Annotated in this window: 11 protein-coding genes and 2 pseudogenes; 11 read left to right on the top strand and 2 right to left on the bottom strand. The window is 51.9% G+C overall.

Translation table 11 applies throughout. The features are described from left to right. Positions 1–137: 137 nt before the first annotated feature. From miaB to ACR1UW_RS07940, 7 genes are all read left to right on the top strand, one after another. A complete protein-coding gene (miaB, locus tag ACR1UW_RS07910) occupies positions 138–1,709 on the top strand; it encodes a tRNA (N6-isopentenyl adenosine(37)-C2)-methylthiotransferase MiaB (protein WP_094239909.1) in 1,572 nt (523 codons plus the stop codon). Position 1,710: 1 nt separating this feature from the next. After that, complete coding sequence (locus tag ACR1UW_RS07915; RefSeq protein WP_033012165.1) at positions 1,711–2,142, top strand: YlbF/YmcA family competence regulator; 432 nt, start codon at positions 1,711–1,713, stop codon at positions 2,140–2,142. A 332-nt stretch (positions 2,143–2,474) separates the two neighbouring features. Continuing rightward, on the top strand, positions 2,475–3,026 hold the full coding sequence (locus ACR1UW_RS07920; RefSeq protein WP_277391379.1) for an outer spore coat protein CotE: 552 nt from the start codon (positions 2,475–2,477) through the stop codon (positions 3,024–3,026). Positions 3,027–3,122: 96 nt separating this feature from the next. After that, positions 3,123–5,834, top strand: coding sequence for a DNA mismatch repair protein MutS (mutS, locus tag ACR1UW_RS07925; RefSeq protein WP_044741255.1), 2,712 nt, complete (start codon positions 3,123–3,125; stop codon positions 5,832–5,834). A gap of 15 nt (positions 5,835–5,849) precedes the next feature. Next, positions 5,850–7,778 carry a DNA mismatch repair endonuclease MutL gene (mutL, locus tag ACR1UW_RS07930; protein ID WP_498935200.1) on the top strand — a complete coding sequence of 643 codons (1,929 nt, stop codon included), beginning with the start codon at positions 5,850–5,852 and terminating at the stop codon, positions 7,776–7,778. Between the two features lie 208 nt (positions 7,779–7,986). After that, entirely contained in the window at positions 7,987–9,435 is a 1,449-nt protein-coding gene (locus ACR1UW_RS07935) for an IS66-like element ISBst12 family transposase (RefSeq protein WP_498932894.1), read from the top strand. Between the two features lie 172 nt (positions 9,436–9,607). Continuing rightward, positions 9,608–10,633, top strand: a complete 1,026-nt coding sequence (locus tag ACR1UW_RS07940; RefSeq protein ID WP_498935202.1) for a C40 family peptidase — start codon at positions 9,608–9,610, stop codon at positions 10,631–10,633. A gap of 228 nt (positions 10,634–10,861) precedes the next feature. Here ACR1UW_RS07940 and ACR1UW_RS07945 read toward each other — a convergent pair. After that, positions 10,862–11,224 (bottom strand): annotated as a pseudogene (locus ACR1UW_RS07945) (BCCT family transporter); the annotation flags it as partial. 182 nt (positions 11,225–11,406) lie between these two features. Between ACR1UW_RS07945 and ACR1UW_RS07950 the strand changes: the two are divergent. Together ACR1UW_RS07950 and ACR1UW_RS07955 are read left to right on the top strand one after the other, a co-directional pair. Then, positions 11,407–12,756 (top strand): MDR family MFS transporter, encoded by a 1,350-nt coding sequence (locus ACR1UW_RS07950; RefSeq protein ID WP_498935203.1) that lies wholly within the window; start codon positions 11,407–11,409, stop codon positions 12,754–12,756. A 10-nt stretch (positions 12,757–12,766) separates the two neighbouring features. Further along, positions 12,767–13,033 (top strand): annotated as a pseudogene (locus ACR1UW_RS07955) (methyl-accepting chemotaxis protein); the annotation flags it as partial. Between the two features lie 323 nt (positions 13,034–13,356). Here ACR1UW_RS07955 and ACR1UW_RS07960 read toward each other — a convergent pair. Further along, positions 13,357–14,535, bottom strand: a complete 1,179-nt coding sequence (locus ACR1UW_RS07960) for an RNA-guided endonuclease InsQ/TnpB family protein (protein ID WP_011231306.1) — start codon at positions 14,533–14,535, stop codon at positions 13,357–13,359. 369 nt (positions 14,536–14,904) lie between these two features. Between ACR1UW_RS07960 and miaA the strand changes: the two genes are divergently transcribed. Beyond that, positions 14,905–15,852, top strand: coding sequence for a tRNA (adenosine(37)-N6)-dimethylallyltransferase MiaA (gene miaA, locus ACR1UW_RS07965; RefSeq protein WP_160269183.1), 948 nt, complete (start codon positions 14,905–14,907; stop codon positions 15,850–15,852). Positions 15,853–15,887: 35 nt separating this feature from the next. After that, on the top strand, positions 15,888–16,118 hold the full coding sequence (gene hfq, locus ACR1UW_RS07970) for an RNA chaperone Hfq (protein ID WP_033012148.1): 231 nt from the start codon (positions 15,888–15,890) through the stop codon (positions 16,116–16,118). The last annotated feature ends 310 nt before the right edge of the window (positions 16,119–16,428 follow it).

Here is a 16,428-nt window from a genome sequence, read left to right on the forward strand (position 1 = left end):
GGAATAAATCCCATTGTGTTTCATGACGGTTGACGCTATACTATGGTAGTGTGTGATGGAAGAAATTTGCGAGGAAGGCGGGCGGCCAACAAAGCGCCTGCGATCTACATTATTACGAATGAGGAAAGGAGATTGCGATGAACGAAAAACAACGGTTGGAACAAACAGCGCAAATTGAGACGGCAAGCCATCCAGCGGACAGAAAATCCGCCTTGGACCGGCTGAAGGAAAAAACGACGAAAGACTACGAGAAATATTTCACGAAAGTGTTTTTGCCGCCGAATTTGAAAGAAGCGAAAAAGCGCGGCAAAGAGGAAGTTCAATATGTAAAAGACTTTGCGATTCCGGACGAGTTCCGCGGCATGGGGCGCGGGCGGAAGTTTTACATCCGCACATACGGCTGCCAGATGAACGAACATGATACGGAAGTGATGGCCGGCATTTTCATGGCGCTCGGCTATGAGCCGACCGACCGTCCGGAAGAGGCAAACGTCATTTTGCTCAACACGTGCGCGATCCGTGAAAACGCGGAAAACAAAGTGTTCGGCGAGCTCGGCTACTTAAAGCCGCTCAAAACGACCAATCCGGACTTGCTTCTTGGCGTGTGCGGCTGTATGTCGCAAGAAGAAGCGGTCGTTAACAAAATTTTAAAGCAATACCAATATGTTGATATGATTTTCGGCACGCACAACATCCATCGACTTCCTTACATTTTGCATGAAGCATATATGTCGAAAGAAATGGTTGTCGAGGTGTGGTCGAAAGAAGGCGACGTTGTCGAAAACTTGCCGAAAGCGCGCAAAGGCCGCATTAAAGCATGGGTCAATATTATGTACGGCTGTGACAAGTTTTGCACGTATTGCATCGTTCCGTATACGCGCGGCAAGGAGCGAAGCCGCCGTCCGGAAGACATCATCCAAGAAGTGCGCCAGCTCGCCGCCCAAGGCTATAAAGAAATCACGCTGCTTGGGCAAAACGTCAACGCTTACGGGAAAGACTTCACCGACATCCAGTACGGCCTTGGCGATTTAATGGATGAGCTGCGCAAAATTGACATTGCCCGCATCCGCTTCACAACGAGCCATCCGCGCGACTTTGACGACCGGCTCATCGAAGTGCTCGCCAAACGCGGCAACTTGGTTGAGCATATCCATCTGCCGGTGCAATCGGGCAGCACAGAAATTTTAAAAATGATGGGCCGCAAATATACGCGCGAGGAGTACTTGGAGCTCGTCCGCAAAATTAAAGCCGCCATTCCGGACGTCGCGTTGACGACGGACATCATCGTCGGCTTCCCGAACGAGACGGACGAGCAGTTTGAAGAAACGCTGTCGCTTTACCGCGAAGTGGAGTTTGATTCAGCGTATACGTTCATTTACTCGCCGCGCGAAGGCACGCCGGCGGCGAACATGAAGGACAACGTGCCGATGGAAGTGAAAAAAGAGCGGCTCAAGCGGCTCAACGACCTTGTTCAAGAAATCGCGGCCAAGAAAATGAAGCAATACGAAGGCCAAGTCGTCGAAGTGCTCGTCGAAGGCGAAAGCAAAACGAACCCGGACGTGCTGGCCGGCTACACACGCAAAAACAAGCTCGTCCACTTTACGGGTCCGAAGTCGCTCATTGGCCAATTGGTCAACGTGCGCATTACAGAAGCGAAGACGTGGACGCTGACGGGCGAATTCGTGAATGAAGCGATCGAGGTGAACTGATATGGCGAAATATACGCGGGATGAAGTGCTGGCGCAGGCGAAGCAGTTGGCGAAAATGATCGCCGAAACCGAGGAAGTCGACTTTTTCAAACGAGCGGAGGAAAAAATCCACCAAAATGAAAAAGTGCGCACATTGATCAACGAACTAAAATCGCTGCAAAAACAAGCTGTCAACTTGCAACACTACGGCAAACATGAGGCGCTCAAGCAGGTCGAGGCCAAAATTGACGCCATTTACGAGCAGCTCGAACAAATTCCGATCGTGGGCGAGTTCCAGCAGTCGCAAGCTGAGGTGAACGACTTGCTTCAGCTCGTAGCCTCGACGATTTCGAATACGGTGACCGATGAAATTCTCGCTTCGACGGGCGGCGATGTGCTGCGCGGCGAAACAGGTGCTGCCCTTCGCTACAACAAGCACGGCGGCTGCCATTAAGGCGCCGTTTGGACGCATGGAGCAATGGCAAACGGGGGTCCCAAACGAACGGGGCCCTTTTTTTATGGCCGCTTTGGCCTATCGATGATCACCATGATGCCGCGGAGAGGCGAAGGGAGGCGCGCGGCTTGCCCGACGGCAGCTGCACAAATCAAACGGCCGCGCTGATGGACGAAAACGGAAGCCGCCAGCCGGGCGGAGAAAAAGCAGGCACATTGAACGGAACGCTTGCATACAATGAACTATACGGAATAATGATTCATTTGCTGTGCACATTAGCGGAGATGGCGCATAGGATGAAATGAAGATTCATTTGAGGAGGGTTCCGTTCGATGTCTGAATACAGAGAAATTATTACGAAAGCCGTTGTCGGCAAAGGCCGCAAGTTTACACAATCGACCCATACGGTGACGGCGCCGAACCGCCCGTCAAGCATTCTTGGCTGCTGGATCATCAACCACCGTTATGAAGCGAAAAAATGCGATAAAACGGTCGAAATTCACGGCCATTATGACATCAACGTCTGGTATTCGTACAACCACAATACAAAAACCGAAGTCGTCACCGAAACGGTGTCGTATACGGACGTCGTCAAATTAAAATATCGCGACAAAGATCATTTAATCAGCGATGACACCGATGTCATCGTCCGCGTCATCCAGCAGCCGAACTGCTTGGAATGCACCATTTCGCCGAACGGCAACAAAATCGTCGTCGAAGTGGAACGGGAGTTTGTCGCTGAAGTGATTGGCGAGACGAAAGTGTGTGTTGTCATCAATCCAGAAGGATGCGGCGGGGACGACGATGACTTTTGCGATGATGAGGACTTGGATGAAGAATTAGAAGATTTAAGCCCGGATTTGCTGCTTGGCGAAGAAGAGTAAAACTAGGAAATTTCTTTCCTAGTTTTTTCTTTTGCCGCTTGTTATAATAGTAGCGCAATCAACGGCCGGCGGGGCCGAAAAGGTTGGGGAGAAACGATGCCATCGTACACACCGATGATCCAGCAATATTTGCATATTAAAGCGCAATACCCAGATGCGTTTTTATTTTTCCGGCTCGGTGATTTTTACGAAATGTTTTTTGATGACGCCATCAAGGCGTCCCAAGAGCTGGAAATTACCTTAACGAGCCGTGACGGGGGCGGCGACGAGCGGGTGCCGATGTGCGGCGTGCCGTACCATTCAGCGCAAGGGTATATTGAACAGCTTGTCGAAAAAGGGTATAAAGTGGCCATTTGCGAACAAGTCGAAGACCCGAAAACGGCCAAAGGCGTCGTGCGCCGCGAAGTCGTTCAGCTCATCACCCCTGGGACGCTCATGGAAGGCAAAGGGCTGGCCGAGAACGAAAACCATTATTTGGCGGCCTTGACTCCATTTGCCGACGGTACATACGGGCTGGCTTACGCCGATTTGTCGACCGGCGAAGTTCGGCTCACACTTCTTTCTTCATGGGAAGAGACGGCCAACGAGCTGCACGCCATCGGGGCGCGGGAAGTCGTCATTGGCTCAGACAGCGCGGACGAATGGGTGCACGAGCTGAAGGAGCGGTACGGCCCGGCGGTTTCGTATGAAGACGAAACGTCGATGCGGGAAGAGTGGGGCGCTGTAGCCGGCCATATAGCGCAGGAAAAGCTGCGGATGACGGTGGCCCGCCTGCTTCATTACCTTGTCCGCACGCAGAAGCGGCAGCTTGATCATTTGCAGCCGGCTGAGTTGTACCAAGTCGACCAATATATGAAAATGGACCGATATTCGAAATTGCACTTGGAGCTGGTCGAAACAGTGCGCTCCAAAGGGCGGAAAGGCTCGCTCTTATGGCTGCTCGATGAAACGGTGACGGCGATGGGCGGCCGCCTTTTGAAACAATGGCTTGACCGGCCGCTTATTAACCGGAATGAAATTGAACGGCGCCTCGATTTTGTGGAGACGCTGAAAACGTCCTACTTTGAACGGCAAGAATTGCGCGACCGGCTGCGCAGCGTCTATGACATCGAGCGCCTTGTCGGCCGTGTTTCGTACGGCAACGCCAACGCCCGCGATCTTGTGCAGTTGAAAAAATCGCTTCTGCAAGTGCCGGCGCTTCGCGAGACGGTGAGCGGCTTGCCTCTCGCCGAAGCGGACAAGCTGTGCGAACGCCTCGACCCGTGCGCAGAACTGGCTGATTTGCTCGAGCGCGCCATCCAAGAACAGCCGCCGCTTTCCGTTAAAGAGGGAAACATCATTAAGGATGGATACGACGAACGGCTCGATCGCTACCGCGATGCGAGCCGCAACGGCAAGGCGTGGATTGCCGAACTGGAGGCGAAAGAGCGGGAGGCGACCGGCATCAAATCGCTCAAAGTCGGCTACAACCGCGTGTTTGGCTATTACATTGAGGTGACCAAGCCCAACCTTCCGCTCATTCCGGAAGGGCGCTATGAACGGAAACAGACGCTCGCCAACGCCGAGCGCTTCATTACCGCTGAACTGAAAGAAAAAGAGGCGCTCATTCTTGAGGCTGAAGAAAAAAGCATGGAGTTAGAATATGAACTGTTTGTCGCCATTCGCGAACAAGTGAAGCAATACATTCCGCGCCTGCAGAGGCTCGCCAAAGCGATCGCCGAGCTTGATGCGCTTCAGTCGCTGGCGACGGTGAGCGATGAGCGGCGCTACGTGCGTCCGCAATTTTCCGCCGAGCGCGTCTTGGCCATCGAAGGCGGCCGCCATCCGGTTGTCGAAAAGGTGCTCGGCGCGCAAACGTACGTGCCGAACGACTGCTATATGAACCGCGAGCGGGAAATATTGCTCATCACTGGGCCGAACATGGCCGGGAAAAGCACATACATGCGGCAAGTGGCGCTCACCGCCATCATGGCGCAAATCGGCTGCTTCGTCCCGGCCGAGCGGGCGGTGCTGCCGATTTTTGATCAAGTGTTCACCCGAATCGGCGCCGCTGACGACCTGTCGGCAGGGCAAAGCACGTTTATGGTCGAGATGCTCGAAGCGCGCCGCGCCATCGCTCATGCGACGCAAAACAGCCTCATTTTATTTGATGAAATCGGGCGCGGCACATCGACATACGACGGCATGGCGCTCGCCCAAGCGATCATTGAGTATATTCATGACCATATCGGTGCGAAAACGCTGTTTAGTACGCACTATCACGAATTGACAGCCTTGGAACAGTCGCTTGGGCGGCTGTGCAACGTCCATGCCCGCGCCGTTGAGGAGAATGGCAAAGTCGTCTTTTTGCATCAAATCGCCGACGGGCCGGCTGATAAAAGCTACGGCATTCATGTCGCCGAGCTGGCCGGGCTGCCGGCTTCGCTCATTGAACGCGCGCGGGCCATTTTAGCGGAACTGGAGAAAGAGGCGGGAAAACAGGAAGCCGCCGCAGGCAGGATGGACGATGGCGCTTTGGCGGAAGCGGGTTTGGCTGTTCAGGGGAACGAAGCGTTAGACGTCGGCAGCAAGGTTGAGCACGAGAAGGCCTCCCGTCCGTCAGCCGGCGCGGCGCGGGAGGGTGTTTTGACGGAAGCGGCGTTTGAGCAGCTGAGCATGTTTCCTGACCTTGCTCCGGCGCCTGTGGAGCCGCCTCTTTCAAGCAAAGAGAAAAAGGCGCTCGCGGCGCTGAAAGAGATCAATTTGCTCGAGATGACGCCGCTTGAGGCGTTAAACAAACTGTACGAGCTGCAAAAGCTTGTCAAGTAACGTGGAGGTGGGGGCATGGGACGCATCCGCAAGCTCGATGATCAGCTGGCAAACAAAATTGCCGCCGGCGAAGTCGTTGAGCGGCCCGCTTCCGTGGTGAAAGAGCTGGTCGAAAACGCCATCGACGCCCACAGCACGGCGATTGACATCGACCTTGAAGAAGCGGGGCTGGCGAAAATCCGCATCATCGACAACGGCGACGGCATGGAAGAAGACGATTGCCTTCTTGCGTTTGAGCGGCATGCGACAAGCAAAATCCGCGACGAACATGACTTGTTTCGCATTCGCACGCTCGGATTTCGCGGCGAGGCGCTGCCAAGCATCGCGTCCGTGTCGGAAGTCGAGCTGACGACCGGCACAGGCCGCGGACCGGGGACGAAGCTCGTGTTAAAAGGAGGCGCGCTCGTCTCCCGTGAGCGGGCGGCCGGACGCAAAGGAACGGAGATTACGGTGTCCAACTTATTTTTCAACACCCCGGCGCGGCTCAAGTATATGAAAACGATCCATACCGAGCTCGGCCACGCAGCCGATGTCGTCAACCGGCTGGCGCTGGCCCATCCGGACGTGTCATTCCGGCTTCGCCATCACGGCAAGACGCTGCTGGCGACAAACGGCAGCGGCGACGTTCGGCACGTGCTCGCCGCCATTTACGGCATGGAGACGGCGAAATCGCTGATTCCTATCGAAGCGGAATCGCTTGACTTCTCCATCCGCGGCTACATTTCGCCGCCGGAAGTGACGCGCGCCTCGCGCAATTACATCTCGCTCATCGTCAACGGCCGCTATGTGCGCAACATGCCGCTTGTGAAGGCGATTGAGGCGGGCTATCATACGCTGTTGCCGATCGGCCGCTACCCGATTGTATTTCTCGCGATTGACATGGACCCGGTGCTCGTGGATGTCAACGTCCATCCAGCGAAGCTTGAGGTTCGTTTCAGCAAAGAGGCCGAGTTGAATGACGTGGTCACCGCCGCGGTTCGCCAAGCATTCCGCGAACGGACGCTCATTCCGTCCGTATCGGCCGACAGCAAAACGGTCAAAGCGAAAGCGGAGCAAGCGGCCTGGACGTTTGCCCATCGCGTTCATGAACCGACCGCCCTGCCCGACGGGGAGGCAAGGGATGTGACCACAGCGACCCCTCTAGCCAGCGAAGGAGCGCTTGCCCCGGCGTCTGCAGCGGCTCAGGCTGATGCGCACGCTGTCTTGAAAGAAGCGGAGGTTGGGATGGTTTCGAGCAAAAAATCGGCCGCTGCCAACGATGCTCCTGCTGCGGAGCCGAAGCTGGCTGATGAGGATGAGGAAAAACGAGCGATGACGCACCTGCCGGATGCTGGGCGAGCCGAGAAAAAACAGGCGGTTGACCGCCTTCCGCCGCTTTATCCGATCGGCCAGCTCCATGGCACGTATATTTTGGCTGAGAATGAACATGGGCTGTACATGATCGATCAGCATGCGGCGCAAGAGCGGATCAATTATGAATATTTCCGGGAAAAACTCGGGAACGTGACGAACGAAGTGCAAGAATTGCTTGTTCCGCTGACGTTCGAATACCCGGCCGATGAATATGAGCGAATCGCCGCCTGCCGCGACGAGCTCGCCCGCTGCGGCGTGTTTCTTGAGCCGTTCGGCCCGCGGGCGTTTCTCGTCCGCTCTCACCCGACATGGTTTCCGAAAGGCGAAGAAAAGGCAATCATTGAGGAAATGATTGAACAAGTGCTGGCAATGAAACAAGTCGATATAAAGCAGCTTCGAGAAAAGGCGGCCATTTTAATGAGCTGCAAGCGCGCCATTAAAGCAAACCAACATTTGCGCCAGGATGAACTGTTCGCTTTGCTTGAGGCGCTGCGGCAGACGACGGACCCATTTACTTGTCCCCACGGCCGGCCGATCATCGTTCATTTTTCGACATATGAGATTGAAAAACTATTTAAACGGGTGATGTAGACAGCGCTCCCTTTGTGCGACAAAGGGGGCGCTTTTTGTAATCGTTTTGTAATCTACTTTTATTCTTTCTGTTACAGACGGATTGCTTTGATTTTACTATAATGGCTCATGTGTAGGGTAACTATTCAGCCACATCATAAAGTGAGCTGAATATTTTCTTCTTTCCTTGTCTATGATGTGAATACTGATAGACAAGGAGGTGAATCGCATGTTGACGGTACAACAAGCTGTATTTACAGTTGAGAGCTTAATCGGCAAAGTTCAACAACAAAAACAGCTCATTCATCAACTCATTCAAGAAAATGAACATTTGCGTCACGAAAACAAACAACTACGCAAAGAAAATGAACAACTGAAGTACCGTGTTCAAGAGCTGGAAGCACGCACGAAAAAAAACAGCTCCAATAGCCATTTGCCCCCATCTTCTGACCGTTTTGAGAAAAAGCGTTCCTCCCGCGAGCCGTCTGGCAAAAAGCCTGGTGGGCAAGAGGGACATGAGGGGAAGACGCTCCGTCAAGTGGAACATCCACATCATCGTGTCGTCCACCGTGTGCATACGTGTCAAGGATGTGGAGCTTCTTTGTGTGAAGTCAAACCGTTCAAAGTCGATATCCGTCAAGTGTTTGATGTCCCTCGTGTGGCGATCGAGGTGACACAACATGAACGTGAAGTGAAATCGTGTCCACATTGTCGATGCGTGCAACAAGCCGAATTCCCATCCCATGTCACGAATCATGTGCAATACGGTCCACGGCTCACGGCGCTCGTTGTTTATTTACATCATATCCAATTGATCCCGTACAAGCGTTTAAGTGATACAATCGAAGCGTTATATCAACACTCGATTAGTACAGGAACCCTTGCCAATATGGTGAAACGAGGACGCGAAGCGCTGGAATCAAATATGGACATCATCGAAGACGCCTTACTTGAATCCAACATCCTGCATGTCGATGAAACGAGTTTGCGCATCAATGGGAAACTCGCATGGGTGCATGTCGCGTGTACATCGAGATATACATACTTGGCTCCTCACGCTTCTCGTGGAAAAAAAGCGACCGATGATATCGGGATTCTTCCCCGATATGAAGGGACGATGATGCACGATGCGTTCGGTACATATCCGAAATACACACATGCCACCCATGCCCTTTGTCACGCCCATCATTTGCGTGAGTTAAAAGGATTCATCGAACAAGGGCATACGTGGGCGATGCGCATGACCACGTTTCTGTTAGCCGCCAAGCAAGCCGTCGAAGCCCATCACGGTGCACTTTCCGAAGAAGAAGCGAGACGGTGGGAACGAGTGTATGATCGCATCCTAGAAAGAGCACAACACCGATTAGAAACGATGACGCCTCTTCCGAAAAAAGCACTCGCTTTTGTTCGACGCCTTCAAAAACGAAAGGAAGAAGCGCTGCGTTTCTTACGTGAAGTACATGTTCCCTTTGACAACAACCAAGCCGAACGCGATCTTCGCATGGTCAAAGTCAAAGAGAACATTTCGGGTACGTTTCGCGAAGAAACATTCGCGCAGTCGTTTTGCATCGCAAGAAGCATCGTTTCCACACTGACGAAACACGAAAAAAACGTGTGGGATTCGTTATGTCTTCTGTTGGCAGGCGAAACGATCGATCGAGTTCTTTCCGCTACCTAGGGCATTTTCTATGACCGAAATGCCCTATTTGTGCTGGGCTTTTTTATACACTAGCACTGGGGTGAATAGTTACTGTGTAGGAATACGTGGTGAATTTTGTAGAGTGATAGCGAATTTTGTATAAACATGGATACATAAAGATGGATACATCGACGTCATAGGGGGATGCAGCATGAAAAAAACGGTTATATTGACAAGCACGTTGATCGGTTCCTTGTTGGCCGGCCACGCGGCATCGGCGGCGAGCTATACGGTGCAAAAAGGCGATACGCTTTGGGAGATTGCGAGGCAGTATGACACAACCGTCAGCGCATTGAAGCAGCAAAACAACTTGACGTCCGATCTTATTTTTCCAGGACAGGTGCTGCAAGTCAATGAGCAAGGCGAAAGTGAACAAGCAGTTGCAAATACATACACCGTTCAGCCCGGCGATACGTTGAGCGGAATTGCCCGCAAGTTTGGAACAACGGTTGACACGTTGCTCAAGTTGAACCCAAGCATTGCGGATCCCGATTTCATCCGCGTCGGGCAGAAGTTGCAAGTAGCAGGGGGACAGGAACGTTCCAATACATACAATGTGCAGCCGGCAGCCGTGCCGACAAGCGGCCGGTATATCGTGCAGGCGGGGGATACGCTGCTTGGGATTGCGAACAAGTTTCAAACGACGGTCGACCGTCTATTGGCACTGAATCCACAAATTACAAACCCGAACATTATTCGCATTGGCCAAGCCATTAAAGTGGCGGGCGGAACGGCTGATGTCCGGGAGGCCAAGCAGCAGGTGTCGGCCGCCAACTCGGCTGCCGCTGAGTCCTCCGCATCGCTTGCCGACCGAATCATCGATATTGCGGAAAAATATTTAGGGGCGCGCTATTTGTATGGAGCAAGCCCGTCGCGCACCGATGTGTTTGACTGCTCATCGTTTACGATGCGCGTTTTTGGCGAAGCCGGCATTTCGCTGCCGCGCACATCCATCGCTCAGGCGCAAGCGGGAAGAACGGTGTCGTTTGGCCAGTTGCAAAAAGGCGATCTCGTCTTTTTTGATACCGATTCGAACGGCACAATCAACCACGTCGGCATTTATGCTGGCAACGGGCAAATGATCAACGCCACCGTTTCGCGCGGTGTCACGTATTCGTCGCTGACGTCATCCTATTGGAAAACGCGGTATGTAAAAGCGGTTCGGGTGCTTAACTAACGGGATGCGTATGGACGTCGGCTTAAACATAACCGAATGCGGCGGAAGGCTGCTCGCATAAAGCACATTTGTGGCTTTGGCGGGCAGCCTTTTTTTTATGCATCCCGTGCAAAGATGTTGCTTCAGCTGCTGATCGTCACAACCAAGGGAATCATAAGGCCTGTCAATCATTTCGTACATCCTATAATAAGAAAAGGTGTCCCGTTGCTTGAGGGACACCTTTGGTCATTATTGGATGGGTTTTTTCGCTTTTCGCGTCACTTCCTCCTGAAATGAACGGATAAGGGACAGAACGATCAAAATCATGATGATCGCAAACGGGAATGCAGCGATGATCGAAGCGGTTTGCAACGCTTGCAGACCGCCAGTCCACAGCAAGATCGCCGCAGCTGCCGATTGAATGATGCCCCAGACGAACTTGACCGAATTTGGCGGGTTTAAACTGCCCTTAGTGGTTTGCATGCCGAGCACAAACGTTGCTGAGTCTGCCGATGTGACGAAAAATGTGCAAATGAGCAAAATGGCAATTCCCGAGAGCAATGGAGCGAATGGGAAATGTTCGAATGTAAAAAACAGAGCTGTTTCTACTCCTTATTTGTACAATAATCTCATGAGGATCGTGTTAGCGGTTTTGGGGCTTTGCACTTTTAGGGTAACAAAATTCGACAATGAATACAAACGATCCAAATTTTTGACGCATATCATTTTGTGCCATGATTTTTTATCGTGTAAAATAAAATACTTGTAGTTTACCAAAAAAGGAGGTTATTTGTATGAGCAGCCGCCTGTCGGTCATGGTCAGCATCGTGCTGGCGATGCTCGTCGCGTCCATGGATACGACCATCATGAACACGACAATGCCGATCATCGCCGAAGAGCTTGGGGAATTTTCCCTGTATGCGTGGACGTTTGCATCGTACATGATTACGACGACTGTCCTGTCGCCGATTGCCGGTCGTCTGTCGGACTTATTCGGCCGCAAAAAAGTATTCAGCTTTGGCATTATTTTATTTCTAATCGGCTCGCTTTTTTGCGGATTGTCGCAAAACATGGTGCAGCTCGTTTTGTTCCGCGCCTTGCAAGGGGTGGGGGCGGGATTTATGATGCCGTTTCCGGCGATTATTGCCGGCGATTTGTTCCCCGTGGAAAAGCGCGGAAAAATCCAAGCGTTTTTTACGGCCATGTGGGGACTTTCTGCCGTGTTGGCGCCGCTTTTAGGTTCGCTGTTTGTCGAGTATGCGACATGGCGCTGGGTTTTTTATGTCAACATTCCGATTTGCTTGCTCTCGCTTTTGACGCTGCTTCCGTATAAAGAAGTGTATGAACCGAAGCGGGCGGCGGTTGATTATATGGGGGCTTTGTTGTTTGCGGCGGCGATCAGCTTGCTTTTGCTCGTCACGGTCGTTGAACAGGGGCGATGGTGGTACGGTGCGGCCGGAGCGTTGTTGCTTGTCGTCTTTTATTATTTCGAAAAACGGCAGCCATCTCCGCTTGTGCCGCTGTCGCTTGTTCATCATCGGACGCTCAAATGGATGAACATTAATGGCTTTGTCAGCTGTGTTGCCTTGTTTGGGACGTCAAGCTACATCCCGCTCTTTTTGCAAAATGTCGCCCACTTGTCCGTGTTTGCCAGCGGCGTCGCCTTGCTCGGCTCCTCGGTCGGCTGGATGATCGCCGCCGTGCCGGCGGGGAAGTGGATTTTGCGCTATGGCTATCGTCCGCTTCTGATCATCGGCAACGTGCTGCTTGTCGCTTCCGGCCTTTTCCTCGCCTTGCTGAATGAAAGCCATGGGTTTTGGTACGTCTTTTTCATCATGTTTTTGCAAGGGCTGTCGTTCGGCTTGACGTCAACCGTGGGCGTTATCGGCTCGCAGCAGCTTGCTGATGCCCATGAAAAGGGGATTGCAACTGCCTTTTTTATGTTTTGCCGCAATATCGGCACGGCGATCGGCGTCACGGTGATGGGAGCGTTTTTGGCGCAGGCGTCGGCCTTTATGACCGGCATTCGCCACCTGTTTTTATTTGGTTTAATTGGCAGCATCATCGCGCTCATTACCTCATTTTTTATCCGCGATGAAGCGGAAGCCGGCCGAAACTCTTGGCAGCCGGAGGGGACGACATAAAGTCGGTCAAAGGAGGAATGCTGCCGCCGATGAAGTCGCTGTGCAAATTCGCGACGTATCGTCGGCGGTCAGCGAGATGGCCGCTTCTTCCGAGCAAATCGCCCGCTCTGTCCGGCTTGTCGCTGATGTGGCCGAATCGACGTCCGCCGGCGCCCAGGAAGTGTCGGCGGCGACCGAAGAACAGTTGGCGTCGATGGAGGAAATTTCGGCTTCGGCCGCGTCGTTGTCGAAAATGGCAGACGATTTGCAGTCGATTGTCAGCAAGTTTTCGTTGTGATGGCCATGGAGACGGCTGCTGCGGCAGCCGGCCCGTTTTGTGGCGGAAAAGGCGCCGATATAACACGATCATCACCATCCCAGCCTTAACAGCCCTCGGTATTGTTTATGCGCGGTCTCATTTGTGCGGAATAAACGACACGATGAACCTCCCCCACTTATCGAAGTGGGGGTTTCCTGTTTCCCCTTCGGAGGTGGATGCATGATAGGCTGGTTGGCAGCCTATCTGCAGGCAACACCTGGCACCCGTCCCGTTGGGAGCCACAGGCAACATGAGTATCCATGATACTCAAGGGCGGGAACTCGCCATCTACGACTTCATACCTAAGCAATCCGTCGATACGTAAACGGTTTGACCGTAAATTCCAATGGGCGGATTTCACCATAATATACTTTGGCAAATAAATTCATTGCCCCATGGATATCACGGTGTCGTTTGTACCCGCATTGACATGTATAATTTCTAGAAGAAGATTTATTTTTCTTCCCGCAAACAGGGCATGTTTGCGAGGTATAACTTTCATCTTTTTTCTCGATTTGAATTCCTTCGGCATTCAATTTGTATTTGAGATAATCAAATAATTTTCCAAACGACCAATTGGATAATTTCTGATTGGTCTTTTTGTTTCGTTTCTTTTTCGTATTCCGTTGGATTCCTTCGATATCTCCAATGACGACTTCTTTCACTTGGTTTTCCAAACACCAACGAACAAATTGTCTCGTGGTTTTGTGCAGTGCATCCTTTAGTTGTGCCTCTGATTTCGAAAGTACATATTGTTTCGCCCGATTGTACTTTTTCCATTGTTTGGAGCCTTTTTTGCATCTGCTCATGAGTTTTTGCAGTTCTTTTAATTTCTTGTTTCTCAACCGATGAATGCTTCTTATTTTTCTTCCCGTGATAATGAGGCTTTCCCCATTTTCACAAATGGCTGCGATGGTGTGAATTTCCCCTGGGTCAATAGCAACACGGTTTTTACATGGATTTTCTTTTGGTTTTTTCCCATCTTCATACGATAAACAAAGCCACAAACCACGGTCATAGACCAACTCGATTTCTTTGACTTTTCCGTTTGGAAGTTTCTCTTTGTCGATTTTCACCACCAAAGGAGATTGTCGTTTTCGATTCCAAATTCCTAGCGACAGTTCCAACGTTCCGTCTTCATGCAAAACAAACCCATCTTTTGCCCATTTCGTGTTGAAATGTTTTTTCTTTTTGTATGGATATTTGATTTTTTCTCCTTTTTTCCGTGCTTCTTTTGCCCCATCACGGGCAAAGATATATTTATGCACAACCGCCTGGATGCTTTGGCTGTGGATAGAAAAACGACCTTTTGTTGCTTTTTGCAGTTCCGTTTTGGTTATCCATTTTCCTGTTTCCAAATGATGTTCTTTTGCCAAACGAAGGCATTCGTTCCAAACTTCTGCGGAGATACGATTGCATTCAAATAGTTTTTGGATAACTTCTTTCTTTGCCCGAAAACGGGTTTTCAGCGTTCGATACATGGTTTCACCTCCTATGTTTATTGTATTCTATTGCCATCCAAAGAAGAAAGAGAAAAACAGAAAAACCGAACGCCATTCATCCCCCACCTGTAGAGGTGGGGGACTTCTGGCTGATTTATGTTAAAAGAGTCAGCGCCAAGAAAAAGGGCGGAAAAGCAAAAGAGGCCTAGCGGACGGTGAAAGCCTTTTGCGGCGTTCACTTTTTTGGCGTTCGGCGCGGCAACGGAAAGAATGGCAATTTTTCGTGCTGTGATGTATAAAACGGCAGACAGATGGCGAAAACGTAGGAAAGAAATTGTTTCATGCGTTGCCGTTTTTATGTATAATGGTGGTTGATATGAGTTCAGCAATAGAAAGCAGTGGCGCACCATGGCAGAAAAAGTCGTTGTCATTGTCGGGCCGACGGCGGTCGGCAAAACGAGGCTCGGCATCGCCTTGGCGAAAAAGCTGGGCGGGGAGATCATCAGCGGCGATTCGATGCAAATTTACAAAGGAATGGACATCGGCACCGCGAAAGTAAAGCCGGATGAAATGGACGGGATTCCGCACCATTTGCTTGACATTAAAGAGCCGTGTGAACCGTTTTCCGTCGTTGAATTTCAGCGGCTTTGCCGCGCCCTCATCGCCGACATTTCCGCGCGCGGCCGGCTGCCGATCATCGTCGGCGGCACCGGGCTGTACATTCAGGCGGCCATTTACGACTACCAGTTTTCCGACGCTCCTTCCGACGAAGCGTACCGGCGGGCTCTTCGGCAGCTGGCGGCTGAACAAGGGGTCGAAGCGCTCCATCGGCAGCTTGAGGCGGTTGATCCGGAAAGTGCGGCGCGCATTCACCCGCGTAACGTCCGCCGCGTCATCCGCGCCTTGGAGGTGTATCACTCGACCGGAAAACCGTTCAGCGAATGGCAGCGAGGCCAACAAAAACAGCTGTTGTATGAAGCGGCCATCATTGGGCTGACGGCGGAGCGGAGCGTGCTTTACCGGCGGATCAACGAGCGGGTCGATCAAATGATTGCCGAAGGGTTGGTGGACGAGGCGAGAGCGCTTTACGACCGCGGCTTTCGCGATTGCCAGGCGGTGCAGGCGATTGGCTACAAAGAGCTGTACGATTATTTTGACGGCCGCGTCTCCCTGGAGGAAGCGGTCGAGCAGCTGAAGCAAAATTCACGCCGTTATGCGAAGCGACAGCTGACATGGTTTCGCAACCAAATGCCGGTCGAATGGTTTGACATGACGGACGCCAAGATGTTCACCGCTAGAGTGGAGGAAATTTTTCGCTACATAGCAGGAAAGCTTCGACTCGAAGCGAATATATAAACCATATCTTTAGAGAGAAAAGAGGAGGACGTTCCATGAAAACGACGATCAACATTCAAGACCAGTTTTTAAACCAGCTGCGCAAAGAAAGCATCCAAGTCACGGTTTTCTTATTGAACGGCTTCCAGCTGCGCGGGTATATTAAAGGATTTGACAATTTCACCGTGCTTTTGGAAGTGCAAGGAAAACAACAGCTCATCTACAAACACGCCATTTCAACGTTTGCGCCGGAGCGGAACATCCAGTTTGAAACCGAGCACCAGTAATGCCGACGGTACATACGCCGCCGAGAGAAGACGCCTTTCCTAATGGGGGGCGTCTTTTTCGATGCCCGTCGGTCTGCACCTTGTTCCCGTTCCGCTGTTCCGTTGATCTGAGCGGCTTTTTCAATTTGAATGCGTAAACGGCTGTTTTTTTGAATAAAAATATACAAACTTTTCCCGCTGCGACCGGCCGGTTGTTCGCTTGGGCGATTGTCACGGATCGGCGGCGGCGTACGTATACTAATAGCAAAAGCGCGAGGCGCCGGCAGCGAATGCGGAACGTGTGCGGATGGCAGAAAACGGGAAGCGAGGT

This window comes from Geobacillus lituanicus (assembly GCF_050994965.1).
Lineage (GTDB): Bacteria > Bacillota > Bacilli > Bacillales > Anoxybacillaceae > Geobacillus > Geobacillus stearothermophilus.

Bases quoted from the DNA above. Each gene is read 5' to 3' on its own strand.
- miaA (WP_160269183.1), top strand. From the start codon at position 14,905: ATGGCAGAAAAAGTCGTTGTCATTGTCGGGCCGACGGCGGTCGGCAAA.
- ACR1UW_RS07935 (WP_498932894.1), top strand. From the start codon at position 7,987: ATGTTGACGGTACAACAAGCTGTATTTACAGTTGAGAGCTTAATCGGC.
- ACR1UW_RS07920 (WP_277391379.1), top strand. From the start codon at position 2,475: ATGTCTGAATACAGAGAAATTATTACGAAAGCCGTTGTCGGCAAAGGC.
- mutS (WP_044741255.1), top strand. From the start codon at position 3,123: ATGCCATCGTACACACCGATGATCCAGCAATATTTGCATATTAAAGCG.
- ACR1UW_RS07915 (WP_033012165.1), top strand. From the start codon at position 1,711: ATGGCGAAATATACGCGGGATGAAGTGCTGGCGCAGGCGAAGCAGTTG.
- hfq (WP_033012148.1), top strand. From the start codon at position 15,888: ATGAAAACGACGATCAACATTCAAGACCAGTTTTTAAACCAGCTGCGC.
- ACR1UW_RS07940 (WP_498935202.1), top strand. From the start codon at position 9,608: ATGAAAAAAACGGTTATATTGACAAGCACGTTGATCGGTTCCTTGTTG.
- ACR1UW_RS07950 (WP_498935203.1), top strand. From the start codon at position 11,407: ATGAGCAGCCGCCTGTCGGTCATGGTCAGCATCGTGCTGGCGATGCTC.
- miaB (WP_094239909.1), top strand. From the start codon at position 138: ATGAACGAAAAACAACGGTTGGAACAAACAGCGCAAATTGAGACGGCA.
- ACR1UW_RS07960 (WP_011231306.1), bottom strand. From the start codon at position 14,535: ATGTATCGAACGCTGAAAACCCGTTTTCGGGCAAAGAAAGAAGTTATC.
- mutL (WP_498935200.1), top strand. From the start codon at position 5,850: ATGGGACGCATCCGCAAGCTCGATGATCAGCTGGCAAACAAAATTGCC.